The sequence below is a fragment of the Microvirga medicaginis genome (assembly GCF_052658925.1).
Window position 1 is genome coordinate 189331 of sequence record NZ_JBQWEL010000008.1, and the last position, 25821, is coordinate 215151.

Annotated in this window: 26 protein-coding genes; 18 read left to right on the top strand and 8 right to left on the bottom strand. The window is 62.8% G+C overall.

What is annotated here, in order from left to right; genetic code table 11:
- Nucleotides 1-141: 141 nt before the first annotated feature.
- The gene (locus ACUXUR_RS12865; protein WP_445502743.1) at nt 142-2544 is read right to left on the bottom strand and encodes a heavy metal translocating P-type ATPase; all 2403 of its coding nucleotides are present in this window, start codon (nt 2542-2544) and stop codon (nt 142-144) included.
- Nucleotides 2545-2726: 182 nt separating this feature from the next.
- Between ACUXUR_RS12865 and ACUXUR_RS12870 the strand changes: the two genes are divergently transcribed.
- Together ACUXUR_RS12870 and ACUXUR_RS12875 are read left to right on the top strand one after the other, a co-directional pair.
- Nucleotides 2727-3491 (top strand): HugZ family pyridoxamine 5'-phosphate oxidase, encoded by a 765-nt coding sequence (locus tag ACUXUR_RS12870; RefSeq protein ID WP_445502744.1) that lies wholly within the window; start codon nt 2727-2729, stop codon nt 3489-3491.
- A gap of 93 nt (nt 3492-3584) precedes the next feature.
- Nucleotides 3585-4490 carry a YihY/virulence factor BrkB family protein gene (locus tag ACUXUR_RS12875; protein WP_445502745.1) on the top strand — a complete coding sequence of 302 codons (906 nt, stop codon included), beginning with the start codon at nt 3585-3587 and terminating at the stop codon, nt 4488-4490.
- Here the strand turns inward: ACUXUR_RS12875 and ACUXUR_RS12880 are convergent, their stop codons facing one another.
- Nucleotides 4491-4802: a hypothetical protein gene (locus tag ACUXUR_RS12880; RefSeq protein ID WP_445502746.1), complete on the bottom strand. Its 312-nt coding sequence runs from the start codon at nt 4800-4802 to the stop codon at nt 4491-4493.
- A gap of 81 nt (nt 4803-4883) precedes the next feature.
- Here ACUXUR_RS12880 and ACUXUR_RS12885 point away from each other — a divergent pair, with 81 nt between their 5' ends.
- The 3 genes from ACUXUR_RS12885 to ACUXUR_RS12895 all read left to right on the top strand — a co-directional run bounded on the left by ACUXUR_RS12885 (nt 4884) and on the right by ACUXUR_RS12895 (nt 6398).
- The gene (locus ACUXUR_RS12885) at nt 4884-5348 is read left to right on the top strand and encodes an Hsp20 family protein (protein ID WP_445502747.1); all 465 of its coding nucleotides are present in this window, start codon (nt 4884-4886) and stop codon (nt 5346-5348) included.
- Nucleotides 5349-5423: 75 nt separating this feature from the next.
- A complete protein-coding gene (locus ACUXUR_RS12890) occupies nt 5424-5948 on the top strand; it encodes an Hsp20/alpha crystallin family protein (RefSeq protein ID WP_445502748.1) in 525 nt (174 codons plus the stop codon).
- A 75-nt stretch (nt 5949-6023) separates the two neighbouring features.
- Entirely contained in the window at nt 6024-6398 is a 375-nt protein-coding gene (locus tag ACUXUR_RS12895) for a hypothetical protein (protein ID WP_445502749.1), read from the top strand.
- A gap of 136 nt (nt 6399-6534) precedes the next feature.
- Here the strand turns inward: ACUXUR_RS12895 and ACUXUR_RS12900 are convergent, their stop codons facing one another.
- Nucleotides 6535-7086 carry a sigma-70 family RNA polymerase sigma factor gene (locus ACUXUR_RS12900; RefSeq protein WP_445502750.1) on the bottom strand — a complete coding sequence of 184 codons (552 nt, stop codon included), beginning with the start codon at nt 7084-7086 and terminating at the stop codon, nt 6535-6537.
- Nucleotides 7087-7484: 398 nt separating this feature from the next.
- Between ACUXUR_RS12900 and ACUXUR_RS12905 the strand changes: the two genes are divergently transcribed.
- The 10 genes from ACUXUR_RS12905 to ACUXUR_RS12950 all read left to right on the top strand — a co-directional run bounded on the left by ACUXUR_RS12905 (nt 7485) and on the right by ACUXUR_RS12950 (nt 16554).
- Nucleotides 7485-7877 carry a response regulator gene (locus ACUXUR_RS12905; RefSeq protein WP_445502751.1) on the top strand — a complete coding sequence of 131 codons (393 nt, stop codon included), beginning with the start codon at nt 7485-7487 and terminating at the stop codon, nt 7875-7877.
- Between the two features lie 202 nt (nt 7878-8079).
- Entirely contained in the window at nt 8080-8580 is a 501-nt protein-coding gene (locus ACUXUR_RS12910) for a hypothetical protein (RefSeq protein ID WP_445502752.1), read from the top strand.
- A 118-nt stretch (nt 8581-8698) separates the two neighbouring features.
- A complete protein-coding gene (locus ACUXUR_RS12915) occupies nt 8699-9313 on the top strand; it encodes a ribonuclease D (protein ID WP_445502753.1) in 615 nt (204 codons plus the stop codon).
- 105 nt (nt 9314-9418) lie between these two features.
- Nucleotides 9419-10156 carry an LPS export ABC transporter periplasmic protein LptC gene (gene lptC / locus ACUXUR_RS12920; RefSeq protein ID WP_445502754.1) on the top strand — a complete coding sequence of 246 codons (738 nt, stop codon included), beginning with the start codon at nt 9419-9421 and terminating at the stop codon, nt 10154-10156.
- Complete coding sequence (locus ACUXUR_RS12925) at nt 10153-10761, top strand: LptA/OstA family protein (protein WP_445502755.1); 609 nt, start codon at nt 10153-10155, stop codon at nt 10759-10761. The genes lptC and ACUXUR_RS12925 overlap by 4 nt, the downstream gene beginning before the upstream one ends.
- Nucleotides 10762-10800: 39 nt before the next feature.
- The gene (lptB, locus tag ACUXUR_RS12930) at nt 10801-11655 is read left to right on the top strand and encodes an LPS export ABC transporter ATP-binding protein (protein ID WP_445502756.1); all 855 of its coding nucleotides are present in this window, start codon (nt 10801-10803) and stop codon (nt 11653-11655) included.
- A gap of 175 nt (nt 11656-11830) precedes the next feature.
- Complete coding sequence (gene rpoN, locus ACUXUR_RS12935) at nt 11831-13249, top strand: RNA polymerase factor sigma-54 (protein WP_445502757.1); 1419 nt, start codon at nt 11831-11833, stop codon at nt 13247-13249.
- Between the two features lie 103 nt (nt 13250-13352).
- Nucleotides 13353-13928, top strand: coding sequence for a ribosome hibernation-promoting factor, HPF/YfiA family (gene hpf / locus ACUXUR_RS12940; protein WP_445502758.1), 576 nt, complete (start codon nt 13353-13355; stop codon nt 13926-13928).
- Between the two features lie 82 nt (nt 13929-14010).
- Complete coding sequence (ptsN, locus tag ACUXUR_RS12945; protein ID WP_445502759.1) at nt 14011-14469, top strand: PTS IIA-like nitrogen regulatory protein PtsN; 459 nt, start codon at nt 14011-14013, stop codon at nt 14467-14469.
- Between the two features lie 96 nt (nt 14470-14565).
- Nucleotides 14566-16554 carry a methyl-accepting chemotaxis protein gene (locus tag ACUXUR_RS12950; RefSeq protein ID WP_445502760.1) on the top strand — a complete coding sequence of 663 codons (1989 nt, stop codon included), beginning with the start codon at nt 14566-14568 and terminating at the stop codon, nt 16552-16554.
- Nucleotides 16555-16571: 17 nt separating this feature from the next.
- Here ACUXUR_RS12950 and ACUXUR_RS12955 read toward each other — a convergent pair whose 3' ends face one another.
- The 3 genes from ACUXUR_RS12955 to ACUXUR_RS12965 all read right to left on the bottom strand — a co-directional run bounded on the left by ACUXUR_RS12955 (nt 16572) and on the right by ACUXUR_RS12965 (nt 19782).
- A complete protein-coding gene (locus ACUXUR_RS12955; RefSeq protein ID WP_445502761.1) occupies nt 16572-17306 on the bottom strand; it encodes an SIMPL domain-containing protein in 735 nt (244 codons plus the stop codon).
- Nucleotides 17307-17396: 90 nt separating this feature from the next.
- Nucleotides 17397-18482 (bottom strand): polyamine ABC transporter substrate-binding protein, encoded by a 1086-nt coding sequence (locus tag ACUXUR_RS12960; RefSeq protein ID WP_445502762.1) that lies wholly within the window; start codon nt 18480-18482, stop codon nt 17397-17399.
- Between the two features lie 145 nt (nt 18483-18627).
- The gene (locus ACUXUR_RS12965; RefSeq protein ID WP_445502763.1) at nt 18628-19782 is read right to left on the bottom strand and encodes an aminotransferase; all 1155 of its coding nucleotides are present in this window, start codon (nt 19780-19782) and stop codon (nt 18628-18630) included.
- Between the two features lie 134 nt (nt 19783-19916).
- Here ACUXUR_RS12965 and ACUXUR_RS12970 point away from each other — a divergent pair, with 134 nt between their 5' ends.
- The 3 genes from ACUXUR_RS12970 (at nt 19917) to ACUXUR_RS12980 (ending at nt 23758) form a co-directional block, all read left to right on the top strand.
- Nucleotides 19917-20921 (top strand): FecCD family ABC transporter permease, encoded by a 1005-nt coding sequence (locus ACUXUR_RS12970; RefSeq protein WP_445502764.1) that lies wholly within the window; start codon nt 19917-19919, stop codon nt 20919-20921.
- On the top strand, nt 20918-21712 hold the full coding sequence (locus tag ACUXUR_RS12975) for an ABC transporter ATP-binding protein (RefSeq protein WP_445502765.1): 795 nt from the start codon (nt 20918-20920) through the stop codon (nt 21710-21712). Before ACUXUR_RS12970 ends, ACUXUR_RS12975 begins: the two co-directional genes overlap by 4 nt.
- 81 nt (nt 21713-21793) lie before the next feature.
- Entirely contained in the window at nt 21794-23758 is a 1965-nt protein-coding gene (locus ACUXUR_RS12980) for an SDR family NAD(P)-dependent oxidoreductase (RefSeq protein WP_445502766.1), read from the top strand.
- On the opposite strand, the gene ACUXUR_RS12985 is transcribed toward ACUXUR_RS12980, so the two are convergent.
- The gene (locus tag ACUXUR_RS12985) at nt 23691-24632 is read right to left on the bottom strand and encodes an NAD-dependent epimerase/dehydratase family protein (protein ID WP_445502767.1); all 942 of its coding nucleotides are present in this window, start codon (nt 24630-24632) and stop codon (nt 23691-23693) included. The genes ACUXUR_RS12980 and ACUXUR_RS12985 overlap by 68 nt on opposite strands.
- Nucleotides 24629-25642, bottom strand: coding sequence for an MraY family glycosyltransferase (locus tag ACUXUR_RS12990; protein WP_445502768.1), 1014 nt, complete (start codon nt 25640-25642; stop codon nt 24629-24631). Before ACUXUR_RS12990 ends, ACUXUR_RS12985 begins: the two co-directional genes overlap by 4 nt.
- Nucleotides 25643-25821: the final 179 nt, after the last annotated feature.

Genomic DNA, 25821 nt, shown 5'->3' on the forward strand with positions numbered 1-25821 from the left:
GGATCCATTTTTCGCTGACGCGGCCCTCCGGTTTCACAGGGTGCACTGAGATTGAACAACCGGCGAAGACGTTTTCCGTTTCATGGACAGCGTTGCTCTTTGGAGCAGGGTCGGCAACGAAGGATACCGGCCTGCTGGACGTTAAAGCTTCACGGTGCGCAGGCGGATGGCGTTGCCGATTACGCTCACCGATGACAGGGCCATGGCGGCGGCTGCAATGATCGGCGAGAGCAGGATGCCGAAGATCGGATAGAGCACCCCTGCCGCGACAGGTACGCCGAGCGCGTTGTAGATGAAGGCGAAGAACAGGTTCTGGCGGATGTTGCGCATGGTTGCCGCCGAAAGCCGCCGCGCCCGTACGATCCCGGTCAAGTCACCTTTCAGCAGGGTCATGCCCGCGCTTTCCATCGCAACATCGGTGCCGGTGCCCATGGCAATGCCGACATCCGCCGCCGCAAGAGCAGGCGCGTCGTTCACGCCGTCGCCCGCCATGGCGACGATCCGGCCCGCGCGCTTGAACTTGTCCACCACGGCGCTCTTCTGATCGGGCAGGACTTCGGCTTCCACCTCCTCGATGCCGAGGCGCTTAGCGACGGCCCGCGCCGTCGTCCAGTTGTCGCCGGTGAGCATCACGACGCGCACGCCCTCAGCCTTGAGGCCGGCGAGCGCCTTGGGCGTCGAGGCCTTCACCGGATCGGCAATGGCAATGGCGCCGGCCACGCGTCCGTCGATCCCGGCGAAGATCGCCGTCGCGCCATCCTCGCGCAACATGTCGGCCTGCCGCGCCAGGGGAGAGACGTCAATGCCGTGCTCGGCCAGGAAGGCCTTGTTGCCGAGCACGATGCGCTTGCCCTCCACCGTGCCCAGCGCGCCCTTGCCGGTTGGAGAGTCGAAGTCGGTGACCGGAACGGTTGCGATGTTCTGCCTCTCGGCCGCCGCCACGATGGCCGCCGCCAGCGGGTGCTCGCTCGCCCGTTCCACGCTCGCGGACAGGCGCAGCACGTCCGCTTCCGTGAAGCCCGGTGCAGGCACGACAGCGGTGACGGCCGGTTTGCCCTCGGTCAGCGTTCCCGTCTTGTCGACGACCAGCGAGTCGATCTTCTCCATGTGCTCGAGCGCTTCCGCGTTCTTGATCAGCACGCCTCCTTGAGCGCCGCGCCCGACGCCGACCATGATCGACATCGGCGTGGCGAGGCCGAGCGCACAGGGACAGGCAATGATCAGAACGGCCACGGCGGCCACGAGACCGTAGGAGAAGCGCGGCTCGGGCCCCCAGACCGCCCAGGCGATGAAGGCGAGCACTGCCACGCCGATCACCGCCGGCACGAAATAGCCGGAGACCTGATCGGCCAGGCGCTGGATCGGCGCGCGACTGCGCTGGGCTTCCGCCACGAGCTGCACGATCTGCGACAGCATGGTGTCGCGCCCGACCTTTTGCGCCTCGATCACGAGCGCACCCGACTGGTTCATCGTGCCGCCGATCACCTTCGCGCCCACCTCCTTGGTGACGGGCATCGACTCGCCGGTGACCATCGCCTCATCCACCGCACTGCGGCCCTCAAGCACAGCGCCATCGACAGGCACCTTCTCGCCGGGACGCACGCGCAGGCGGTCGCCGACCTGTACGGTATCGAGCTGCACCTCCTGCTCGGTGCCGTCGGGCAGGATCTTGCGGGCCGTCTTGGGCGCCAGATCGAGCAGGGCGCGGATCGCCCCGCTCGTGCTCTCGCGGGCGCGCAGCTCCAGAACTTGGCCCAGCAGCACGAGCACAGTGATGACGGAGGCGGCTTCGAAGTAAACCGCGACGGAGCCGTCATGCCCCCGGAACGCCGCCGGGAAGATCTCGGGCGCGAATGTTGCGATCATGCTGTAGAGCCAGGCCACGCCTGTGCCCATCGCGATCAGCGTGAACATGTTGAGACTGCGGTTCACGAGCGACTGCCAGCCGCGCACGAAGAAGGGCCAGCCGGCCCAGAGGACGACCGGGGTCGCGAGCACCATCTGGATCCAGTTGGACGACCCGCGCGGCACGAGATGATCGAGCCCGATGAGATGGCTGCCCATCTCCAGGGCAAAAACCGGAATCGTGAGCAGAAGCCCGATCCAGAAGCGGCGCTTCATGTCGACGAGTTCGTGGCTGGGTCCCGTCTCCGCCGTCGCCAGCACGGGTTCGAGCGCCATGCCGCAGATCGGGCAGGAACCCGGCCCCACCTGGCGGATCTGCGGATGCATCGGGCAGGTATAGATCGTGCCCTCGGGAACGGCTTCCGCCTTCATGGCGGGTTTCGGCTCGACATATTTGGCAGGTTCCGCCTGGAACTTCGCCTGACAGCCGGAGGAGCAGAAGTAATAGGGCTTGCCCTGATAATGCGTCCGGTACGGTGTCGCGTGCGGGTCGATCATCATTCCGCAGACGGGGTCCTTGATCTTCCCGGCATCTACGGCGGTGTCCGGATGATGATGCTCATGACCATGATCATAATGCGCTTGATGACCCCCCTGTCCCTCACGGAGATGAGGGTCGCCAGTGTGGTTGTCGGCCATGGCGGACCTCGCCCTTACTCTTGCAGGAAATGAATGCTCCACCTTCCCATGGTGGCAAGGTCAAGCCCATGTCTCGGATGAGGAAGGCTTGAGCAGCCTTAAACGCGCCTCTTGCCTGATGGTCGCGTGACCCATGGAGAGCGTGTAAGGATAAGGGCTGTGCTGAGAAGAGGTTCGTATTCATGACGAAAGACCCGACCTTGCCGGTGGATGACGAGGCACGGCATCTCGCCAAGACGCTGATGCGCACTGCCCGCTCGGGGGCGCTGGCGACGAACGGAGCCGAGAACGGCATGCCCTTCGCCAGCCTCGTGGCGGTCGGTACCGATCTTGACGGCTCGCCCGTGATCCTCACCTCTCAGCTCTCGATCCATACCCGCCTGCTCAGCATGGACCCGCGCTGCTCGCTGCTGCTCTCCGCCATCGGCAAGGGCGATCCCCTCGCCCATCCCCGTCTCACCCTGCTGGCGCGAGCCGAGCGGCTGGAGCCCGGATCGGACAAGGCTCAAGCCGTGCGCCGGCGCTACCTGCTGCAGCACCCCAAGGCTGCTCTGTACGTGGACTTTCCCGATTTTGCATTCTGGCGACTGAACGTCTCCTCAGGCAGCCTCAACGGCGGCTTCGGCCGCGCCTATCGCATGGCTGCCGGGGATCTGCTCGCCGATCTCTCCACCTTCCCCGGCTTTGCCGAGCTGGAGGCAGGAGCCGTCGAGCACATGAACGAGGACCATGCCGAGGCGGTGGCGCTCTATGCAACGAAGCTGTGCGGGGCGCGGGAGGGGGCGTGGCGGCTGATCGGCATCGATCCGGAAGGATTGCAGCTGGCGCTTGGCGATGAATTGCTGCGCCTCACCTTCCCGCAGCCGCTGAAAGGCCCTGAGGAGCTGCGCCCGAGGCTCGTGGAACTCGTCCGGGAAGCACGGGGCAAAACGGCTGAGGCATCTTAGGCCTTGCCATGGACAAGCTCGGATAGCATCAAGAGATTAGGGTCGCGCAAAACCTCTGGCCCGGTCGACCGATCCATCCCAGCGTTTGCCCCGATGCCCTTTGCCGTCCTTCCTGCCCGCCCTCGCTCCATCCTCGCGGCCATTGCCGATGCCGGGGTGAGCTTCGCCCGCAACGACGGCTTGGCCATGGCGAGCCATGTGGCTCTTTCCCTCGTCATCGCACTCTTTCCGTTTCTCATCTGCGTGGCGGCTTTGGCGGCCTTTCTCGGCGCAGGGCGCATTTCCACGCACATCGTCCACCTGCTCTTCGATTTCTGGCCCGAAGGCGTGGCGGGTCCGCTGGCGAGCGAGGCCGGCAAGGTTCTCATCCCGAAGCGCAATGTGCTGACCATCTCCGTTATCATCACGCTGCTCGTTGCGACGAACGGCGTCGAGAGCCTGCGCATTGCGCTCTGCCGCGCCTACGGCGTCGCGCGGTTCAGGCCCTGGTGGCAGGCGCGGCTCATCGGCATCGGCTTCGTGGCGATGGGGGCGGGCGCGCTGGTGGCGGCGTCCGTTCTCGTGGTGCTGTGGCCCTCGATCTGGCGCACCACGGTGTCGTACATGACGGATCTGAAATCGTTACGCCTTACCTACGATCTCGTGCGCTACGCGCTGGCTTCCATCGTGCTCGTCGTCGGGCTGGCGGCTACGCATCTCTGGTTGCCGGATACGCGCCCGAGCTTGAGGGACGTTCTTCCCGGCGTCGTGGCGACGCTCGTCCTCTGGCTTGCGGGGGCGACGCTCTATGGCGAGTTCCTGGCCAATGTCGCCCATATCAAGTCCACCTATGCGGGGCTGGCCGGAATTCTTACGGCGCTGATCTTCCTGCAGATCTCCTCCGCGATCTTCATCTTTGGCGCCGAACTCAATGCCGCTCTGCGCCGGCGCAGGCCAATGAAGGGTGAGCAGATCCTGCCGGCGCTGGCGACGGAACCTGCTTCCGCTCCTCAGCTCTGATCAGGCGCTGACGCCCTCATCCCGATTCCTCTCGCAATCGCGCTTCGGGGTCTGTTGCGGCGGCTGTTGCTGCTGTTGGGCGAGGATGGTTTCGTCCGATAGCTGCATGGCTGACGACGGAGCGGAGAGGATCGTCAAAACGGTGAGGGCGATTGTGCGCAGCATCATCTGTCCTTCCTTCATCGATGCCATGATGCTAGCGGTGCGGGAGCGGTGTGGCCAGTCCGTTTCGATGGCAATCGCGTGATTGAAAAACGTCTGCCGCGCCCTCTTGAAAATCCCAGAGGCAATACCTAACATCATGATTGCCAAGGCCTTTCAGGCTTGGTCGTACGGGCGCCGGGAGGTGTCCGGTGCCCTTATGGTTACGTTGCTCATATGGAGGATGTAGCTATGAGATCGGCTTTCGACTTTTCTCCTCTCTACCGCTCGACGGTCGGCTTCGACCGTCTGTTCGATCTGCTCGATCAATCCTCGCAGATCGACACCATGACGAACTGGCCGCCCTACAATATCGAGAAGGCGGGCGAGGACCAGTACGTCATTACCATGGCGATTGCCGGCTTCTCGACAGATGAGATCGAGATCACGCAGAAAGAGAATCAGCTTGTCGTTTCGGGCCAGAGGAAGGGCTCGGAGGAAGGCAAGCAATATCTGCATCGCGGCATCGCGACCCGCGCCTTCAAGCAGACCTTCAACCTTGCCGACCACGTCAAGGTCACTGGTGCAAGCCTCGAGAATGGCCTGCTGACGGTCGACCTGAAGCGCGAGGTGCCCGAGGCCCTGAAACCGCGCCGGATCGAGATCACGACGGCTAAGTCCCAGCCGCAGCAGATCGAACACAGCAAGGCCGCTTAAGGCATGAATGACGGACGTGGTGCCGGTTGGGAACCGGCACCACACCAATCCTGTGCAGACAAGGAGGATTGAGCGATGAACATGCGCGATTTGATCCCCTGGGGCCGCCAAAGCCAAATGACCCCAAGCCGCTTCCGCGAGGAGGGCGATCCCTTCATGACCCTTCATCGCGAGATGAACCGGCTCTTTGACGATGCCTTCCGCAATTTCGAGATCGCCCCATTCGGCTCGTTCAGTGGCGCGGGACGCATGGGCGGCTGGCCGCATGTGGAAGTCATTGAAACCGACAAGGACGTGCGCGTCTCGGCCGAGTTGCCGGGCATGGAGGACAAGGACGTCGAGGTGCTGATGGGCGACGGCGTCCTCACCATCCGCGGCGAGAAGAAATCCGAGATCGAGGACAAGGACCGCGCCTTCAGCGAGCGCTATTACGGTCGCTTCGAACGCCGCATCCCGCTCGCCTGGGACGTGGAGGAGGACAAGATCGACGCTTCCTTCAGAAATGGCGTACTCACGGTCACGATGCCCAAATCGGCTGAAGCCAAGCCGAATGTGAAGCGTATCGCCGTCAACGCCAACGCGGATTCGACGAAGCACTAAATCTCAAACCGCATCGCAATGGCAGGGCGCCCGGTTCTCCGGGCGCTCACTTCCGTTCACGGGAGAAGATGTCCGATGAATCAGACGATTGCTCATGATGTCGATCATATCCAACACAACACGCATTCCCTGCCGAACAATTCATCCTGCCTTTCCATGCCGGCGCTCGCAGACGCCTTGGCCGATCCGAGAAGCGCATTCCAACATCCTGCCCAGGTCGTCACTCATCCCTTGCTCTCAGGGCAAGAAAAGCGCGCGATCCTGATTTCCTGGGCGCGGGACGAGATCATGCTCGAGCGCGTGGCCAACGGCGTCTTGCCCGAGCTGAAACCAAAATCGCAGATCGATGGGGTGATTGCCGCTCTTTCGCGGGTCGATCCTCAGGCCGCTGCCGAGTATCGTGCTGCTATCGCCTCGATCCGGGCGCACAGGCCGTTTTGTCGTGGCTAAAGCACGTGCGGAACCGAGGGCCGCGTCAGCGAAATGGGGACCCGGCTTTCCGCACGACGCGCTCTCTAGAATGGGAGCATCGGGTCAATCCCAAAGTGCAAGTCCACTTTTCCGTCCGATGCTCTAGCGTTTCGCCTTAAGCCGACATGTGCATGAAGAGAGCGGCCTTGACGAGACGGTCGGGGCCGAGGTCATCGTGAGCGTCGAAGTTCATGAGCTCGGCCAAGCGACGGCGCGCACGATTGATGCGGCTCTTGATGGTGCCGATATTGGTGCCGCAGATTCGCGCAGCATCCTCATAGGTCAGACCCTCTGCCGTCACGAGAAGAAGCGCCTCGCGCTGGTCGAGAGGAAGCTGGCTGAGCGCCTTCAGCATGTCATCGAAGTCGAGCCGCGATCCCTGCTCAGGCAGCACGGCCACGCGCTCGGCCCAAGCGCCTTCAGGATCCTCGACCTCGCGCTTGCTGCGGCGAGCTTGGGTGAGAAAGTCGTTGCGCAGGATGGTGAAGAGCCAAGCCTGCATGCTCGTGCCGGGCTGAAATTTGTCGAGATTGCTCAGGCCCTTCAGGAGAGCGCCCTGCACCAGGTCGTCGGCACGGTCCACATTGCCACAAAGAGAGATGGCAAAGGCGCGCAGATGAGGGATGGCGGTCAGCATCTGCTCTTTCAAGGGTGTTTCAGCCGCCATTTGCATCCCTTCAGAATCCTGAACACAACAGCAGACCTCTCCTGAGTGGCTGGCGCATTAACCTATGTGAAGCTGGACAGCTTTCCCAGAGGAATTGCGGGCTAGGAATTTGTGTCCACTAATCGAGCCCGGCAAGGCCCAGATGGATAATGGTAATAAAAATTCCCTTAGTGCCTAATATGACATGGCTGACCTTACGAAAGTAACGGTCACCGAAAACTTAAATTTCCCCGTAAAGCCAAGATTTACATGAGTGAATGAGAGGCAGGTCGCATTGAAGCATATTTCTCACGCAAACAGGCGGGATGATTCGCTCTTCCTGAGCAGAACTCTCCCTTTCCTCGATCTCGGCCCCTCGCCCAAAGCAACGTGACACGAAAGCAGATTCGATGCCTCAAATGCGCTGCATGATTGTTGAAGACCAGGCTTTGATCGGGATGTCGCTTGAGGCCTCTCTTGAAGAGGCCGGGTTTGCGGTGGAAGGCCCCTTCATGAGCAACGCGCAAGCCTTGCGCTGGCTTGAAAACGATGCGCCTGACATTGCTCTGCTCGATATCATGATCAAGGATGGCACATCGCTGGAGATCGCCCGTGAGCTGAAGAGCCGGGGCATCCCCTTCGCAGTCTATTCGGGGCTACCCCCGAGAAAAGATGGCCCTGCCGAGCTGCAGAATGTGCCGTGGCTCGAGAAACCGATCAGCCGCGAAACCTTGGCGGCCACTCTCGAGGAGCTTTTGGCCCGACCGCATTGCCCTCCAGTGCTGGAAACCGAAATTTGTCTTGGCGGATAGCCGAAAAGCCTCTGTGGACTATGAGAGCCCCCGAAAGCTGCATGGAGCACCCTCGTTTCTAGATGAATCACTGCGCCGCAGCCTGCCGCAGGCTGAGAACCCTTTTCATTGAATGGCGTCTTGGCATCCGGGGCATGGGGTAAAAGCGGAACATCAGGATACATTCTGCTGTTGTCTCGCAAAGTGTATCCTGGAGGGTGCCATGCGTGCATCGTTCAAAACCCTGCTGGCTGCGGTCTTGATCTTTGGCAGTGCCGCAGCGATCCAGCCGAGCACGGTTTCGGCGCAGACCGGCGAGCGGGACTACTATTTTTCAAGCCCTCGCCACCGTGCTGCTCAATATTACGGCAACCGCTACTACGGTAATCGCTATTACGGTGGTTATCGCCGCGCTTATTTCGGCCCTCGCTACTACGGCTACCGTCACGCTTACTATCCTCGCCGCTATGGCTACTACGGTCCCCGCTACGGTTACTACCGGTATCCCTACCGCCATTACTATCGTCGCGGCTATGGAGGCGGCGCTGTCGTTGCGGGACTTATCGGAGGCTTGACCCTCGGAGCCTTGGCAAATCCCTACTACGGATACGGGCCTGCCTATTACAGGCCCGCCTATTATGGGCCTCGGTGCGTGATCGAGCGCAGGCGCGTGATCAACCGCTACGGCCATTATGTCCGGCGGCGGGTTGAGGTCTGCTACTGAGGCGCACCATCCATCATCAAAAAAGCCCCGCTCTCCGGCGGGGCTTTTCTTGATCGTTGAAGCCTGTTCCGAGACGGGTTAAGCCAAGATAACGTCCTATTCAGGTGACTTGCTTTCCATGACAGCGCGCTTTCATCGCGGCGATCTGCCCGCGGATTATCAGCCCGGCTCCGCGATTGCGATCGATACCGAGACCCTCGGCCTCAACCCGCACCGGGACCGGCTTTGCGTGGTGCAGATCTCCAAGGGCGACGGCACGGCCGATGTGGTGCAGATCCTCAAAGACGGCCCCCGGCCGGAGAACCTGATCCGCGTGCTCGCCGACGAAAGCGTGCTCAAGATCTTTCACTATGCCCGCTTCGACCTCGCCGCACTCTTCCATGCCTTCGCCGTAATGCCGAGGCCCGTCTACTGCACCAAGGTGGCCTCACGACTGGTGCGCACCTATACGGACCGGCACGGCCTCAAGGACCTCGTGCGGGAATTCATCGGGGTGGAGATTTCCAAGCAGCAGCAATCCTCCGATTGGGGTGCGGAGACGCTGACCCCGGCCCAGCTCGATTATGCCGCCTCGGACGTTCTGTACCTGCATGCCCTGAAGGAAAAACTGGATCAGAGGCTGGAGCGGGAAAACCGCCTCGGCATTGCCCATCAATGCTTTTCGTTCCTGCCGACCCGGGCGCAGCTCGACCTTCTTGGCTGGTCCGAGACCGATATTTTTGCGCATAGTTGACGCAGGCTTAAACTTTCCCGCATAAAACCCATGTCCGTCATAACATCGCCATCACCGCTAGGCATGGCGCCAGACCGCAGTGAGACGGAAGGGATTGGATTGAACGTGGCGGGACTTCAGGGCACCACGATACAGGGTGGCCCGGCATCACGGCCGGCTGCGCGTACGCGCGCCTTCAAGAAGGCCCGGCGCCATTCCCGCTGGGTGCGCTTTGCCAAGGTCGCGATTCCACTAGGGTCTGTCCTGTCGATCGCGGTCGTGGGTTTCTTCGCCTATTTCGAGCCCTTCAAGAAGATCCAGAACCTGAGCTTCGGCTCCATTGGCGTCAACGGCACCAACGTCACCATGGAAGCCCCGAAGCTCACCGGGTTCAAGAACGACAACCGGCCTTATGAGGTAACAGCCAGCGCGGCAACGCAGGATGTGCGCAAGCCGAATTTCGTCGAGTTGAAGGACCTCAGAGCCCGCGTTGTCACGGATGACAAAGGCAGCGCTGCCAGGCTTGAGGCCAATGTCGGCGTGCTGGATACCCAGAAGGAGCAGATGAACCTGCAGCAGAACGTCCGGGTCAGGACCGATGCAGGCCAGGAGGTCCAGATGCGTTCCGCCTTCGTGGACTTCAAGGCTGGCTTGGTGACGTCCAACGAGCCTGTCACCGTGATTCTCGGCGACAATGGCCAGATCGAGGCTCAGGGCCTCAGGGTCACCGACAATGGCAAGGTCATGAGCTTCAAGGGGCGCGTGCGCACCACCTTCCTGCCCGGCGGCAGCTCCGACCCGTCCGCTCCTGCTTCTTCTCCCGATGCCGCCAAGGCGGCCCAACCGACAAGTGTTCGTCCATGATGAGTCTCGCACGTCACGCGCTCGTTCTCGCGCTTTTCCTTCCCGCAGCGACATCCGCTGCCTGGGCTCAGGCCTCGAAGGAGCGGGCGGTCGGCTTCGGCAATTTCGGGTCCAGCAAGGAGCCGATCAAGATCGATGCCAACAAGCTGGACGTGTTCGACAAGGAAGGGCGAGCGGTCTTTTCCGGCGAGGTGGTGGCCGTCCAGGGCGAGAGCACCATGAAGTGCACGGCCATGACCGTGTTTTACGAGCAGCAGAACCGTGAAGGCGGCGCACAGCCCGCTGCCGCGACAGCGCAGGGGCCTAGCGAGAGCGCGATCAAGAAGATCGAGTGCAAGGGCCCGGTCACGATCGTCTCCAAGACGCAGGTGGCCACCGGCGACAATGCCACCTTTGACCGGGGCGCCAACAGGATCCTGCTCACCGGCAACGCCGCTCTGAGCGACGGCCCCAACGTGACCCGGGGCGAGCGCGTGGTCTATGACATCAATACGGGCGTGGCGAGCATAGACACCAAGCCCGGCGGCCGCGTGCGGGCGCTCTTCGTGCCCGGCAATGGGGCACCGGCTCCGACAGGTGCCGGCAATGCCAAGCCCAAGCAGTAAGTTCCTGGGCTGAGCCAGCCCTCTCTTTCCTTTTTGGCGATGGATTCCGTGAAGACTCTTTTCAACCGTCCCCAATCCGCTCCGGCGGACACGACGACCTTAGGCCGCCATCCGGCGGGGCCTGTGCCGCATGTGTTCGGCCGCGTGGACGATACGGGCGTCTTCGGCGGTCCGGGCATTCTCGCCGTCAAGGGTCTGCAGAAGAGCTACCGTGGCCGCACGGTGGTGCAGGATGCGGGCCTGAATGTGCGCGCCGGCGAAGCGGTCGGTCTTCTCGGTCCCAACGGCGCGGGCAAGACCACGATCTTCTACATGATCACGGGCCTCGTCTCGGCGGATCGCGGCGTCATCAGTCTCGACGGCCATGACGTGACGGGCCTGCCCATGTATCGCCGCGCGCGCCTCGGCATCGGCTACCTGCCGCAGGAAGCCTCGATCTTCCGCGGCCTGAGCGTGGAGGACAATATCCGCGCCGTGCTCGAGATCGTGGAGCCGAGCCGCAAGGAGAGAGAACGCAAGCTCGACGCGCTGCTCGACGAGTTCAACATCACGCGCCTGCGCAAGGCGCCCTCCATCGCACTTTCGGGCGGTGAGCGCCGTCGCTGCGAGATCGCCCGCGCCCTTGCGGGCGAACCCACCTTCATGCTCCTCGACGAACCCTTCGCGGGCATCGACCCCATTGCGGTGGGAGACATTCAGAACCTCGTGCGGCACCTCACCCGCCGCGGCCTCGGAGTGCTCATTACCGACCACAACGTGCGCGAGACGCTGGGCCTCATCGACCGCGCCTACATCATCCATTCCGGACGCGTGCTCACGGAAGGCGCGCCGGACGAAATCGTTGCCAACGAGGATGTGCGTCGTCTCTACCTCGGCGAAGATTTCCGTCTTTAAAACTCAAACGGAAGGCAGGTGCTCCCTTTTCGAGCAGCCTATCGTTCGGGCGGAAAACCGGGTCCGCTTTTCCGCACGATGCGCTAGGACGATCTGCCTTTTGACGTCACGGCAGACATCGCAGTAAAAGAATTAGGCATGCAAGAAACGTGCCTGAAATGCGTTGGGTGCCGTCATGAGTTCAATGCAACGGCTTGAGTTGCGCCAGGGCCAGTCCTTGACGATGACTCCCCAGCTCGTTCAATCCATCAAGTTGCTGCAGCTCTCCCATGCGGAGCTTGCCGCTTATGTGGAGGCGGAGCTCGAGCGCAATCCGCTCCTGCAGGAGGCGGAGGCGCATGGAGATGCGCGGCTTCCAAGCCTCGCCGATTTCCTGCGTGCCAAGCAGAGATATGCCGATGCCGGTGGGCGCATGATCCCCGGCTCGCCGCCGGCGCAGGGAGAGGTCGTTGCCGGAGCCTCGTCTCAGGCTTCGGCTTCCGCTCATTCCGAGCTGAAGCCCGAGCTCGAAGCAACGCTCGCTGGTGCGCAGAGCCTGACGGATCATCTCGAAGCGCAGCTCGACCTCGCCTCTGCCGATCACACCCTGCGCGAGATCGGCCGTCATCTGATTCATAACCTGAACGAGGCCGGCTACCTCACCGAGGCTCTTCAGGATGTAGCCGATCGGCTTCAGGTATCTCCGCAGCAGGCTGAAGCTGCCCTGAAACTGATCCAGAACTTCGAGCCCTCGGGAATCGGTGCGCGCAACTTACGAGAGTGCCTTGAGATCCAGCTGCGAGAGCGGAACCGGCTCGATCCGGCCATGCAGATTCTTCTCTCGCGTCTCGATCTCGTGGCGAAACAGGACTTCGCAGCGCTCCAGAAACTCTGCGGCGTCGATCGCGAGGACCTCGTCGATATGCTCGTCGAGATCCGCCACCTGGAGCCGAAGCCCGGCCTTGCCTTCACGGTCGCACCCATCGACGTACTCGTGCCCGACGTGCTCGTGCGCCCGGCCGCCGATGGCAGCTTCATCGTGGAGCTCAACCCCGATACCCTGCCGCGCGTCCTGCTCAACCGCACCTACTATACGGAAGTGGCGAAAGCCGTGCGCAAGGCCGAGGACAAGAGCTTTCTCTCCGATTGCCTGCAGACGGCAAGCTGGCTGACCCGCAGCCTCGACCAGAGGGCCAAGACCATCCTGACGGTGGCGACCGAGATCGTGCGCCAGCAGGAGGGCTTCTTTCGAGAAGGTATCGCGGCTTTACGGCCCATGACCCTGAAAAGCGTGGCCGAAGCCATTGGGATGCACGAATCCACGATCTCGCGCGTCGTCGCCAATAAGGCCATCGGCGCGGGTGGCGTCACGTATCCCATGAAGTTCTTCCTGAACGCAGCGACAGGCGAGGGGGAGCATGCGGCCAAGGCCGTCCGCCACCGCATCCGGCAGCTGATCGAAGCCGAGGCGCCGCACAAGGTGCTCTCGGATGAGGCACTTGCACAAGTATTGAAAGCCGAGGGCATCGATGTCGCCCGCCGGACCATCGCCAAATACCGGGAAGCCTTGCGTATTCCTTCTTCGGCGGAGCGCCGGAGACGGCATCGCTTCTAGAACCTCATGACATCCTGCAATGGCGCTTGCTTTGCCCTAGGTTAAGGTCATGATGGCTTCAAAGCCAGTCCCATAAAAATGGGCGCTTCTAAGGGAGATCGCCATGACGCTGAGGGTTTCGGGCAAGAATCTCGATATCGGTGAGACCCTTCGATCCCAGGTTCAGGCGCGTGTGGCGGAAGCTATGTCGAAATATTTCGATGGCGGCTATTCCGGCCATGTGACGGTGGCTCGCGACGGCACCGGCTTTCGGACCGATTGCGTGCTCCATCTGACCTCGGGCATGACCATCGAGGCTTCGGGTGCGGCTCAGGACGCCTATTCCAGCTTCGATCAATCCGCGATTCGCATCGAAAAGCGCCTGCGCCGCTACAAGCAGCGGCTGAAGGAGCATGCCGCTCCCGGCAATGAGCGCGAAACCGGTCTGGAGGCACCCTACTCGGTGCTCGAATCGCCGACCGACGAGGCTGTCGAGGAGGAGGGCTATCATCCTGTCGTTATTGCGGAAACCACGAAACCGCTTCATCGCTTGTCCGTCAGCGATGCGGTGATGCAGCTCGATCTGACGGGAGCGGTTGCTCTCGTGTTCATCCACGCTAGCACCGGCCGCGTGAACGTCGTATACCGCCGCGGCGACGGGGCGATCGGTTGGGTCGACCCACCGCCCGCTCAGCCTTGATGGGGGTTACCCCCTCTTGGCCTGGTTTTTGCCTGGAACGGTGTGAGGCCATGAGGCTTCTCATCTTAATGCAGCGTGATCGATGCCCTTGCTGGATTTTCTAGACCCTCAGGCCGTTCTGCCCGCCCTGCGCGTGAGCGGCAAAAAGCAGGCTCTCCAGGAGTTGGCCTTCCATGCGGCCAGGCTCACGAGCTTACCTGAGAACACCATTTACGAGGCCCTTCTCCAGCGCGAGCGTCTCGGTTCCACCGGGATCGGCGAGGGAATTGCCATTCCCCATGGTAAGCTTCCGGGCCTCACTCGCATTTTCGGCCTGGTGGCACGGCTTGAGAAGCCAATCGATTTCGAGGCGCTCGACGGCCAGCAGGTGGATGTGTTGTTCCTGCTCCTGGCGCCCGAAGGAGCAGGCGCGGACCACCTGAAGGCTCTCGCCCGCGTGGCCCGGGTGCTGCGCGAGCCCGGTCTCATCGAGCGGGTCCGCGCCACGAAGGATGCGGCTGCGCTCTACGCGATCATGACCGAGCTGCCGAAGGCAGCCTGATCTCACCCTCAATCGTCAGGTATTCATTCCGCGACGCCAATTTCGCGCAAGCAAGCCTCGCTAGGGTGTCCCCAATAATGGGGGAGAACCGGGACAATGTCTCTTGTTGGCTTGCGTTGGCCGTCTGTCAGGGTGCGTGTGGCGACCCTGAGCGGCGTCATGGTGGTTGGATTCGCGGTCATCGGCGCCGTTTTTCAAGCGGGCCGGAGCGAAGTGGAGGCGGCTCTTGAGACGCAGCAGACTTACGTGGCCCTGGCCGAGAAGGCCTATCAGTTCCGCGGCCGGGCCGATGCTCTGAAGGCCGTCACCCTGGAATGGACGGCAACCCGCCAGGGCCATCATGGACAAGCCTTTCTCGACCAGCACAAGGCTCTTGCTGCCCAACTCGATGAAATGGGCTCCGCTTCAGGAGCCGCCCTGATCGAGGCGGAGGTGAAGGAGCTTAAAGGCCGCTCAGCGACTTTGATCGAGCAGGGCACCGCCCTCGACAAGCTCTATGCCGGTATCGGCTACAAGGTGGATGAAGGGGCGCTGGGGAGCCTCCTGGCTGCGGAAGAGAACCTGGAGAAACTGGTCAGGCCGCTTGCCGGAAACGGCGAAGCGGCCTCTTTGCGTTTATGGGCGGCGACCCTGGGCCTGTTCAGGCAGGAGGCCCGCTTCCGTCTCGTGATGGATGAGAGCCTGCTCGGCGCCTTCGAAGTCGATCAGGGCCGCTTCACCCGCGCCTTGGCGCAGCTTCCCGAGGAGATCGCCACCGAAAAAGCGTCGATTCAAGGAGCCGGCGACGCTTACCAGAAGGCCTTCAGTTCCTGGGCGGAGCTGGAGCAGCAGGTTGCAGGCCAGGGCGAGCGCCTGAAAGGTCAGTTCGATCTGCTCGTGCCCGTGCTCGACCAGCTCCTGGCCAAGGTTCACACCGAAGCACAGAGAACCGCTGAGGCTCTCACGGCGTCGCAGCAGCGCACCTTCACCCTGATTCTCTGGGCCATGGGCATCACGCTGCTGCTGGGCTTGGCCCTGAACTTCCTCGTCGGCCGATCCATCTCCCTTCCTCTCTCTCGCTTGCAGCAGGCCATGAAGCGCCTGGCCGATGGCGATGCGAGCGTCGAGGTTCCGTCGACCACCGCGTCCGACGAGATCGGTGCCATGGCGCGCACGGTTCTGGTCTTCCGCGACAACGCCCGCGAGCGCGAGCGGCTGACGCAGGAGCGTGAAGGGCAGGCTGCCTTCGAGGCGCGGCGCGCCCAGACCATCGCCGAGGCGATCGCCAGCTTCGATGCGTCCGTGGAGCAGATCCTCGGCGAGGTCCGCCGTGCGACCGGTGATCTCACGACGGCTTCCGGAGAACTGGAGGGGTCAGCCAATCAGGTCACCCAGCAGGCACAGGTCGCCGGCACGGCTTCGTCGCGCACGTCGCAGAACATGGCGGCCGTGGCGAGCGCCGCGGAAGAGCTCGACGCGTCGTTGGCCGAAGTGGCGGCCCAGACGAGCGCCTCGACTCAGGCTTCCGAACGTGCCGTAGCGGAGGCGCGCGAGGCCTCCAGCAGCATGACGGTTCTGGCGGAGGCGACCTCCCATATCGGGCAGGTGGCCGATCTCATCCGCACCATCGCCTCGCAGACGAACCTGCTGGCGCTCAACGCCACCATCGAGGCGGCGCGCGCCGGCGAGGCCGGCAAGGGCTTCGCCGTCGTGGCAAGCGAAGTGAAGGATCTGGCGGGCCAGACATCCAAGGCGACGGAGGAGATCGCACGGCAGATCGAGGCGGTGCAGGCCGCTTCCCGCGAGACGCTCGTGGCGCTCGGTTCCGTACAGGCCTCCGTGGACGATCTTGCGGGCGTGGTCTCCACGGTCGCAGGCACCGTAAGCCAGCAGACGGTGGCGGTCTCCGACATCGCCCGTTCCGTCGCTCAGGTGTCGACGGAAGCGCAGGCTGGAGCCTCGGCGATCGAAACCACCGAGACGGTCGCCATCCGCTCTCTCGATGCGGCCCGCGCCGTGGCGAATCTCTCCGCCGCGCTGGACCAACAGGCCGAGCGCCTCGGCCGCGAGATCCACCAGTTCCTCGCCAGCGTCAGGGCTGCCTGACGCCGGCGGGAGCTTCGTCAGGGTTTCTGCGCCAGCTCCCAGACGAGCTGCACGTTGGCGGTGTAGCGGAGCGTGGCCGGGGGCACGAGCGGAATGGCTTGAGCGCTCTTGGCGGCGGCCATCCGCATGCGCATCTCGGGCTGCGGCTCGAAGGGCTGGGCCGAGCCGTCGCGGATTTCGATCAGGCGGCCCAGCGCAACGCCTGCGGCGGCGGCATAGACATCTGCCTGCCGCTTGGCATCGCGCACGGCCGCCTCGCGGGCTTTGTCCCCGCCCTCTTCCTGACGATCGAGGCCGAAGGACACGGATTGAAAGGTCATATCCCCGCTGGCGAGGATCTCGCCCGCGAGCTTTCCGACGCCATCGAGATCACGGGTCTTGATTAGCAGCTGATGGGTGGCCCCAAATTTCAGCGCATCCTTCGAATCCCTCGAGAGGCTCATCTTCTCCATCGGGGGCTCGATCTTGAAGACCTGGAAATTGGCTGTCTGGATGTCTTCTTTCTTGATTCCCAGACCCTGAATACGCGCAAGGACCCGCTCCGTGGCAGCGCTGTTGGCCGCGGAGGCTTGCGCCACCGTGGGCGCTTCGGTTTCCACACTCACGAAGAGATTCGCGAAATCCGGCTTCAGCTCGGCTTCGCCAGTCCCCATCACGCTGATCGTCGGCTGACGGGGAGCCGAGGTCTGCGCAAGAGCCGGGGAGGCGAGGCCGAGAGCCAGGCCGAGAGCCGCTGCGAGGGCGAGGCGCATGGTCGAAGATCCTTCCAAAAACAAAAGCCCCGCCCGGGGGCGGAGCTCGGTGGGCTGTAACATCATTCAGGATCAATCCTGAGCGGGCGATTAACGGCCCGTCTTTACCCGGGTCCACAGGCGGGTGACGGTGCGCTGCGAGCGCTCGTCGTAGGCTGTGTTGGTGAAGAGGCGCTTCATGGTGGCCTCGTCCGGATAGATGCCGGGATCGTTGAGGATCGCCGGATCGATATGCTGCTTGGCGGCGAGATTGCCCGACGCATAGGACACGTAGTTCGTGTTCATGGCGGCGATTTCGGGCTTCATCATGAAGTTGATGAACTCGTGTGCCTCGGCCACGTTCTTGGCATCCGCCGGGATCACGAAGCTGTCGAACCACATGAGGGCACCCTCGCGCGGGATCACATAGGCGATCTCCACATTGTTCTTGGCTTCCTCGGCGCGCTTCTTGGCCTGGATCATGTCGCCCGAATAGCCCACCGCCACGCAGATATCGCCGTTGGCGAGCGCGTTGATGTACTCGGAGGAATGGAACTTCTGGATGTTGCCGCGGATGCGGAACAGGGCGTCGCCCGCCTTGGTCAGATCCTCGTTGCGCTTAGAATCGGGGTTGAGGCCCAGATAGGCCATCACGCCGGGGAAGAGGTCCTCGGGGCTGTCGAGCATGTAGATGCCGCAGGCCTTGAGCTTCGAGGAGATCTCCGGCTTCATCACCAGATCCCAGGTGTTGAGCGGGACGTCCCCCAGGATGTCCTTCACCTTCTTGACGTTGAGGCCGATGCCGGTGGTGCCCCACATGTAGTTCACGGCATATTGGTTGCCGGGATCGAACACGGCGAGGCGCTGCGTGACGTCCGGCCATTGGTTGGCGAGGTTCGGAAGCTTCGACTTGTCGAGCTTCTGGAATACCTTGGCGCCGATCAGACGCTGCACGAAGGGGCCGGACGGCACGACGATGTCGTAGCCCGACTTGCCGGCGAGCAGTTTCGTCTCGACGATCTCGTTGTTGTCGTAGGTATCGTAGACCACCTTGATGCCGGTCTGTTTCGTAAACTCGTCCAGCGCCTTGGGGTCCACATAGTCGGACCAGTTATAGACGTTGACCACACGCTCTTGAGCGGCGGCGGCGGTGACAAGGCCGAGGCCCAGAGCAACCGAAGCGAGAAGACGGATCATCAGGGGTGGGAACTCCTCGAGAAAAGAGAGAAAAAGCCGTGCTCGGCTAGGCGGTTACTTGAAATCCTATTCTCTCTCGCGTCAAGGCCGTACGGAACGGGCCTGTTGACGGCGCGGACGTGGAGGAGACGCTTGTCTTCACCTCTCAGGCCGCCCGTTTCACCATGTCCGCCAGCCGCTCCAGGCCTGCGTCGAGGGTGGAATCCTTCTTGGCGAAGCAGAAGCGCACCACGTTCTTCACCGCCCCTTCCGCGTAGAAGGCAGAAACGGGGATAGCGGCGACGCCGTGCTCCATGACGAGGCGGCGGCAGAAGGCGACATCGTCGGTCTCGCCGAGCGGCGTGATGTCGATGTTGAGGAAGTAGGTGCCCTGGCTCGGGATCACGTCGAAGCCGAGCGTCCTCAGACCTTCCGTGAAGCGGTCGCGGCTGCGGGCAAAATTCTTCCGCATGTCCTCGAAATAGCTGTCGTCCTTGGCCAGGCCGTAGGCCACGGCGACCTGCAGGTTCGGGGCCGTGGTGAAGGTGAGGAACTGGTGGGATTTGGCCAGCACCTTCATGATGTGCGGTGCAGCCGCCACGAAACCCACCTTCCAGCCCGTGAGACTGAAAATCTTTCCCGCCGAGCCGATCTTCACCGAGCGGTCGCGCATGCCCTCCAATCCCAGCACCGGCTGATGCCTGCGACCGTCGAACACCACGTGCTCCCACACCTCGTCCGAGATCGCAATGGCGTCGAACTTACGGCAGAATTCCGCGAGAAGGCCCAAATCCTCGTTCGAGAATACGGTCGCCGTGGGATTGAGCGGGTTGTTGAACACCACGGCCTTGGTCTTCGGCGAGAAAGCCTTCGACAGAGCTTCTTCCGTCAGCCGGAAATGGGGCGGCTGGAGCGTGACGAATTTCGGAATGCCGCCGGCGAGTCGCACGAGCGGCAGATAGGCATCGTACATGGGCTCGAACAGCACCACCTCGTCGCCCGGCTCCACGATGCCGAGGATCGCGCCGGCGAGCGCTTCCGTCGCGCCGGAGGTCACCATCACTTCGGTGTTCGCATCGAGATCAAGGCCCTGCCAGTGCTTGTAGTGGGCAGCGATCGCGGAGCGCAGCTCCGGAATGCCCATCATCGAGGGATACTGGTTGTAGCCGTTGAGCACCGCATCCGCCGCCGCGCGCCGCACGTCCTCCGGCCCCGGATCGTCCGGGAAGCCCTGGCCGAGATTGATGGCGCCGGTTTCCCGAGCCAGGCTCGACATGACCTCGAAGACAGTGGTGGGCAGGTTGGCGAACAAACGGTTCATGCCGGTTCCTCAAGCAGTGGGCGATGACGTGAATGCGTTCGTATCACGGAAGAGCGCCAGGGTTGAACCCGTAACATAGGGTGACACCCGACGATGCTGTTGCTATCGCGGATGCGACAACACCGAATTCCTTCATGCGCTCGTCCCGGCTGCCTCTCATCCTCGGTCTCATCCTCCTCATCGGAGCTTTGAGCCTCGCCTCCCTCGTCATCGGGCCTGCCCCGATTACGCCCTCCAGGGCGTTGACGGCGCTCGTCTCGGATCAGGGCAGCACGAGCATCGTCGTGCGCGACATCCGCCTGCCCAGGACGCTGCTCGCCCTCCTGATCGGCTGGATCTTCGGCCTCACGGGAGCGGGCCTTCAGGGATTGTTGCGCAATCCGCTCGCCGACACGGCGGTGTTCGGTGCGCCGCAGGCCGCCGCCTTCGGCGCGGTGCTGGTGCTCTATTCCGGCCTCGTGGGCGCCCTCTCCTGGGCGTTGCCCTTTGCGGCGATCCTTGGGGCGCTTCTCTCCGTCGCGCTCGTGGTGACGGTGGCCGGGCGCAGGGCCACCGTGGTGGTTCTCGTACTCTCGGGGCTCGCCGTTGGGAGTCTTGCGGGTGCCGGTACTTCGCTGGCCATCAGCCTCTCGCCCAATCCTTTCGCCGTCACCGAGATCGTGTTCTGGCTGCTGGGCTCCTTCGAGGATCGCTCGATCATTCATGTCTGGCTCGCCGCACCCTTCATCCTTGCAGCCTCCGTCCTCGTCCTCTCCTCCTCGATGGGCTTGCGGGCGCTGGCTCTCGGTGAGGAGACCGCGCGGAGCCTCGGCGTCAACGTGATGCGCCTGCGGCTTCTGCTGGTGGCGGGGGCCGCCATCGGCACCGGAGCCTCGGTGGCGGTCGTGGGCTCCATCGGTTTCGTCGGCCTCGTCGCACCTCATCTGGTGCGTCCCTTCGCAGGCTATGATCCCGCTCGCACCCTCGTTCCCTCAGGCTTGGCAGGGGCGGTCTTGCTGCTCGCCGCCGATTGCGCCGTGCGCCTCATCCCGTCCCAGACGGAGATCAAGGTCGGTGTGCTCACCGCCATTCTTGGCGTGCCGTTCTTTCTTTGGGTGATCGCCCGCCGCAAGGCCGAGCTCGCGGAGATGCCCGTATGACCGAGCTTCGCGCCCATTCGCTCGCCGTCGATCTCGGCCGACGCCATGCGCTCTCGCGCGTCGATCTCACGCTGCCCTCGGGCCGTTTCACCGTGATCGTGGGGCCCAACGGCGCGGGCAAGACCACGCTGATGCGCACCCTCGCCGGGTTGCTCGAACCGACCGCAGGACAGGTGACCCTCGATGGGCAGCCGGTTCCACGGATGAGCGCCCGGGAGCGGTCGCGCTGCATCGCCTATCTCCCGCAGGGCGGAAGCGTCGCCTGGCCGCTGCCCGTAGCTGAGGTCATTGCACTCGGCCGCATGCCTCATGGCGAAAATCCCGACGGCCTGTCATTCAAGGGCAAAGAGGCTGTGGCCAGTGCAATCCACGCGGTCGACCTCGAAGGCTTTGAGAACCGGCCGGCCACGGAATTATCGGGCGGCGAGCGTGCCCGCGTGCTCCTGGCCCGCGCTCTCGCGACGCAGGCACGGGTTCTCCTCGCCGATGAACCCGTCGCTGCGCTCGATCCGCGCCATCAGCTCATCGTTCTCGATGTCCTTAAAAAGCAGGCCCGAGCCGGCACGACGGTTGCGGCCATCATGCACGATCTGACCTTGGCGGCACGCTTCGCAGATGAGATCATCCTGCTGAATCAAGGAACTGTCGCAGCCTCCGGTCCGCCGGAAAGGGTTTTGACGGAGGAACTGCTTGCCGCCAATTTCGGAATCCAGGCGCATGTCTCCCACGACGGAGGGCACCTCGTCGTGGTGGCGGACCGCCCGCTGGCGGAACCCGGGCGCGGCGGCTGAGGGCCGTGAGACGGGCGATAATATTACATTGACAAAGGGGAGAGCCGGGCCGATACCCCCGGTTTAAAGTTTGGCAAAGCAATGAAGCGGCAGGAATTCAAGAAAGCGCTTATCATCGTGCATGATCTCGTGATGACGGGTATTGCCGTTCTCGCGACATTCGGCGTGCGCTTTGAGGGGTCGCTTCTGCAGGAGCGCCTGGTCTATCTGCCGATTTTCCTGCCACCTTTCATCGCCTTCGCGGGCGCTGTCTATTGGTTCTTTCATCTCTACCGCTCCAAATGGCGCTTCGCTTCCCTGCCTGATCTGTTCAATATTTTCCGGGCCTCGACCGTCCTGGCGCTGGCGTTGCTGATCACCGACTATATTGTGCTCTCGCCGCAGTTCTTCGGCTCGTTCTTCTTCGGCAAAATCACGATCGCCCTCTACTGGCTGATCCAGATGTTTCTGCTGGGCGGCCCCCGCCTAGCCTTCCGCTATTTCAAATATGCCCGCTCGCGCCATACCCTCGGCCGCGACTCGAACACGCCGATCCTGCTTCTGGGGCGCGGCACCGATATCGAGGTGATCCTACGCGCCATCGAGACGGGCACGGTCAAGAAAATGCGCCCTATGGGCATCCTGTCCTACCGTATCGATGATCTCGGGCAGTCGATTCGCGGCGTGCCGGTGCTGGGCACCTTCGCTGATCTCGATCAGGTGGTGCAGGATTTCCATGAGCGGGGTGAATCGATCCGCCGTCTCGTGGCGACGCCGAGCGCCCTCGTGCCCGAGGCCAATCCGGACATGCTGCTCACCCGCGCTCGCCGTCTCGGTCTTCCGCTAGTGCGCGTGACCAGCCTTGGTGAAGGCATGCGCGATGCGGAGCTGGCGCCGCTTGAGATCGAGGATCTCCTCTTACGCCCCACGGTGCAGATCGACCGGCAGCGGCTTGAAAATTTCATTCGCGGCAAGCGCGTTCTTGTGACCGGCGGCGGTGGCTCCATCGGCTCGGAAATCTGCATGCGCGTCGTGGCTTTCGGCGCGAGCGATCTGATGATCCTGGAGAGCTCCGAGCCGTCCCTGCACCACATCCTGGAAAATCCCACCCTTCTCTCCAGCGACACCCATGTCGACGGCGTCATCGCCGACGTGCGCGACCGCGAGCGGGTGCAGGAGGTGATGAATGATTTTCGTCCCGACGTGGTCTTCCACGCAGCCGCTCTCAAGCACGTTCCCTATCTCGAGCGGAACTGGGCCGAAGGCATCAAGACCAACGTGTTCGGTTCCGTGAACGTGGCCGATGCGGCGGTCGAGGCTGGCGTCTCCGAGATTGTCATGATCTCGACCGACAAGGCCATCGATCCTGTCTCGATGCTGGGTGCGACCAAACGGCTCGCCGAGATGTATGGCCAGGCACTCGATGCCGAGTTCATGGGCCGCAATGGTGCGACGCGCATCATCGCCGTGCGGTTCGGCAACGTGCTGGGTTCCGCCGGTTCCGTCGTGCCGAAGTTCAAGACGCAGATTGCCCGCGGCGGACCGGTCACCGTCACGCATCCGGACATGGTGCGCTATTTCATGACCACGCGCGAGGCGGCCGATCTCGTGCTCACCTCCGCCTCCCATGCGGGCGAGGACCGCATCCGCATGCAGACGTCGAACAGCGACGAACGTGCCTCCGTCTATGTTCTGAAGATGGGCCAGCCCGTGCGCATCTATGAGCTTGCCGAGCGCATGATCCGTCTGGCCGGCTATGAGCCTGGTGAGGACATCGAAATCTCCGTGACCGGCACGCGTCCCGGCGAGCGCCTGCACGAAATCCTGTTTGCCCGCGAAGAGCCCCGCACCGAGATCGGCATCGACGGCGTCATGGCCGCCAAGCCCATTTTCGCGGATCGCGCCAAAGTCGATCAATGGCTGAAAACGCTGGCCAGGGCCATTGCCGCTGGAGACCGCGCGACGGCAGAGCGGGTGTTCGAGGATGCGATTCCCGAATTCAAGCGTCGCCAGCAGAATCTGCAGCCTGTCGTGCCAGTTCAGCCAGCCCGTCTGGCGTCTCGATAACAGGCTGCCAACCGAGTTTCCTTAAGGATTCCGGGCTTGCCACCAGCGAGCCTGAGAGACGCTCATAGGCTTCTCCCTTCCCCATCAGTGCAGCAGCAGCGCCCAGCGCGAAGGACGGCACGGGGATGATCCCCGGGCCGCGTCCAAAGCCCTTGCGAAGAGCCGTGATGATTTCAGGCACCGTCACCGGTTCCGGATCCGCTGCGATGAAGGGCCGCCTCAAAGGTCCTTGCGCTTTCAGAAGCGTGTCGAGGGCCGCCGTGAGATTGTCGAGGGAGAGCAGTGAGCGCTTTCCCTTCAAGCCGCCGAGCGGCAATGGCCAGGGAGAATGGGCGAGCTTCAGGAGCGCCGCCATATTGCCCTTCACGCCGGGCCCATAAACGAGAACCGGGCGAAGCGCGGCCCAATCGATGTTAAGCTCCCTCAGGCCCTGTTCCGCGGCCAGCTTCGAGCGTCCATAAGCATCGGTGGGATTCGGCTCCATCTCCTCGGTGAGAACGCCTTCCGCCACCGGTCCGCTCTGTGCGCGGATGGAGGAGAGAAACACGAAGCGCTTCACGCCGGCGCGCTCCGCGGCCTGGGCGAGCTTGATCGTCGCCTCCGTGTTGATGCTGCGATAATCGTTCTCCGGTTGCCCCGTCATGGCATGCGCGAGACCTGCGGAATGGATCACCATGTCCACATCGCGCAAGGCCGCCGTCATGTTCTGCGGAGAGGCGATATCGCCGATCACGGCGCTCGATGCGCCCTCCGGCACGTCTGAGGGGCGGCGCAGCAGCACGCGGATTCGGTAACCGCGTTTCGGCAGCGCGTTGAGGAGATGACGGCCGATGAATCCCGTTGAGCCGGTGAGCGCAATCAGGGGTGCATTCATCGGGAAACCTCCACAGGTGCCATCACGCGGGGATGGGAAAAGCGCCGGAGAACCAGGCCGACGAGAAGAAGTCCTGCAGCCAAGGCTGCAACCTGCACAACGCTCGAGGGCCAAACAAGTGTCATGGCCGCAAGGGCAGCGAGTGCGAGATTGAGCATGAAGACATGCGTGACGACAGCCATGACGGAAAAGCCGTTGTCGGTGGCGCGCTGGTAGAAATGGCTGCGATGCGCCTCCCATATCCGCTCGCGTCTTGCGAGGCGGCGGAAGAGGGTGATGGTGGCGTCCATCAGGTAGTAGAGAGGCAGGAGGATGGCCGCGACAAGTGCGCCTGCTCCTGCGAGCTGCAGTAGCATCCAACCGACGAGAAGGCCGATGGAAAGAGAGCCCACATCGCCGAGAAAGACTCTGGCGACCGGCTTGTTGAAAGGGGCAAACCCAAGCAGAGCGCCGCATAGCGCAGCAGCCAGAACCGCGATCCACATCGGCAGAAGATCAACGAGACCGAGCCCTGCGATGAATGCCGTGACGGGCACAATTTCAGAGACGGTCATCCAGTCCAAGCCATCCATGAAGTTCACAAGGTTCACGAACCACACGCCGCCGAGGATGATGAGGGCCCATTCGAGAATAAACGGCACAGGCTCAGGAAAAAGACGCGAGTCTGGGTGACCGACCAGGAGGATCACACCTGTGAACTGCATAGCGAGGCGAAGCCGCACAGGCATTGGCTTGATATCGTCGGCCATTCCAACAAGAGCAAAGATTATTGCGCCGCCGACAATCATCAGGAACTCGAGAAGGGGCAGGGTTAAAAAGACTGCGGCACCTCCGGTCACGAAGATGGCAGCGGCCAGAACCGCGATGCCTGCCCCTTGCGGCGTAGGTGCCTTATGGCTCGAACGTGCATTGGGGCGTGCCAAGGCATAACGGATCAGCAATGGCTTCAACGCAACCGTGAGAAGAGCTGAGAGGATTGCCGCTGAAATAACGGAAAGGGCAATGATCATCTCAAGCCTTATGATAATCTTTGTACCATTGGACGAAGCGGTTGACGCCGTCCTTGAGGGATGTTGAAGGCGCAAAGCCGACATCCCGGCGCAGGTCCGTCACGTCCGCCCGCGTCTCGAGCACGTCGCCCGGCGGCAGCGGCACGTCGATGCGGTTCGCCTTCCTGCCGAGCGCGTCT

Excerpts from the sequence above, each read along its gene's own strand:
- ACUXUR_RS12865 (WP_445502743.1), bottom strand. The coding sequence starts at position 2,544 with ATGGCCGACAACCACACTGGCGACCCTCATCTCCGTGAGGGACAGGGG.
- ACUXUR_RS12870 (WP_445502744.1), top strand. The coding sequence starts at position 2,727 with ATGACGAAAGACCCGACCTTGCCGGTGGATGACGAGGCACGGCATCTC.
- ACUXUR_RS12875 (WP_445502745.1), top strand. The coding sequence starts at position 3,585 with ATGCCCTTTGCCGTCCTTCCTGCCCGCCCTCGCTCCATCCTCGCGGCC.
- ACUXUR_RS12885 (WP_445502747.1), top strand. The coding sequence starts at position 4,884 with ATGAGATCGGCTTTCGACTTTTCTCCTCTCTACCGCTCGACGGTCGGC.
- ACUXUR_RS12890 (WP_445502748.1), top strand. The coding sequence starts at position 5,424 with ATGAACATGCGCGATTTGATCCCCTGGGGCCGCCAAAGCCAAATGACC.
- ACUXUR_RS12895 (WP_445502749.1), top strand. The coding sequence starts at position 6,024 with ATGAATCAGACGATTGCTCATGATGTCGATCATATCCAACACAACACG.
- ACUXUR_RS12900 (WP_445502750.1), bottom strand. The coding sequence starts at position 7,086 with ATGGCGGCTGAAACACCCTTGAAAGAGCAGATGCTGACCGCCATCCCT.
- ACUXUR_RS12905 (WP_445502751.1), top strand. The coding sequence starts at position 7,485 with ATGCGCTGCATGATTGTTGAAGACCAGGCTTTGATCGGGATGTCGCTT.
- ACUXUR_RS12910 (WP_445502752.1), top strand. The coding sequence starts at position 8,080 with ATGCGTGCATCGTTCAAAACCCTGCTGGCTGCGGTCTTGATCTTTGGC.
- ACUXUR_RS12915 (WP_445502753.1), top strand. The coding sequence starts at position 8,699 with ATGACAGCGCGCTTTCATCGCGGCGATCTGCCCGCGGATTATCAGCCC.
- ACUXUR_RS12925 (WP_445502755.1), top strand. The coding sequence starts at position 10,153 with ATGATGAGTCTCGCACGTCACGCGCTCGTTCTCGCGCTTTTCCTTCCC.
- lptB (WP_445502756.1), top strand. The coding sequence starts at position 10,801 with ATGGATTCCGTGAAGACTCTTTTCAACCGTCCCCAATCCGCTCCGGCG.
- rpoN (WP_445502757.1), top strand. The coding sequence starts at position 11,831 with ATGAGTTCAATGCAACGGCTTGAGTTGCGCCAGGGCCAGTCCTTGACG.
- hpf (WP_445502758.1), top strand. The coding sequence starts at position 13,353 with ATGACGCTGAGGGTTTCGGGCAAGAATCTCGATATCGGTGAGACCCTT.
- ptsN (WP_445502759.1), top strand. The coding sequence starts at position 14,011 with ATGCCCTTGCTGGATTTTCTAGACCCTCAGGCCGTTCTGCCCGCCCTG.
- ACUXUR_RS12950 (WP_445502760.1), top strand. The coding sequence starts at position 14,566 with ATGTCTCTTGTTGGCTTGCGTTGGCCGTCTGTCAGGGTGCGTGTGGCG.
- ACUXUR_RS12955 (WP_445502761.1), bottom strand. The coding sequence starts at position 17,306 with ATGCGCCTCGCCCTCGCAGCGGCTCTCGGCCTGGCTCTCGGCCTCGCC.
- ACUXUR_RS12960 (WP_445502762.1), bottom strand. The coding sequence starts at position 18,482 with ATGATCCGTCTTCTCGCTTCGGTTGCTCTGGGCCTCGGCCTTGTCACC.
- ACUXUR_RS12965 (WP_445502763.1), bottom strand. The coding sequence starts at position 19,782 with ATGAACCGTTTGTTCGCCAACCTGCCCACCACTGTCTTCGAGGTCATG.
- ACUXUR_RS12970 (WP_445502764.1), top strand. The coding sequence starts at position 19,917 with ATGCGCTCGTCCCGGCTGCCTCTCATCCTCGGTCTCATCCTCCTCATC.
- ACUXUR_RS12975 (WP_445502765.1), top strand. The coding sequence starts at position 20,918 with ATGACCGAGCTTCGCGCCCATTCGCTCGCCGTCGATCTCGGCCGACGC.
- ACUXUR_RS12980 (WP_445502766.1), top strand. The coding sequence starts at position 21,794 with ATGAAGCGGCAGGAATTCAAGAAAGCGCTTATCATCGTGCATGATCTC.
- ACUXUR_RS12985 (WP_445502767.1), bottom strand. The coding sequence starts at position 24,632 with ATGAATGCACCCCTGATTGCGCTCACCGGCTCAACGGGATTCATCGGC.
- ACUXUR_RS12990 (WP_445502768.1), bottom strand. The coding sequence starts at position 25,642 with ATGATCATTGCCCTTTCCGTTATTTCAGCGGCAATCCTCTCAGCTCTT.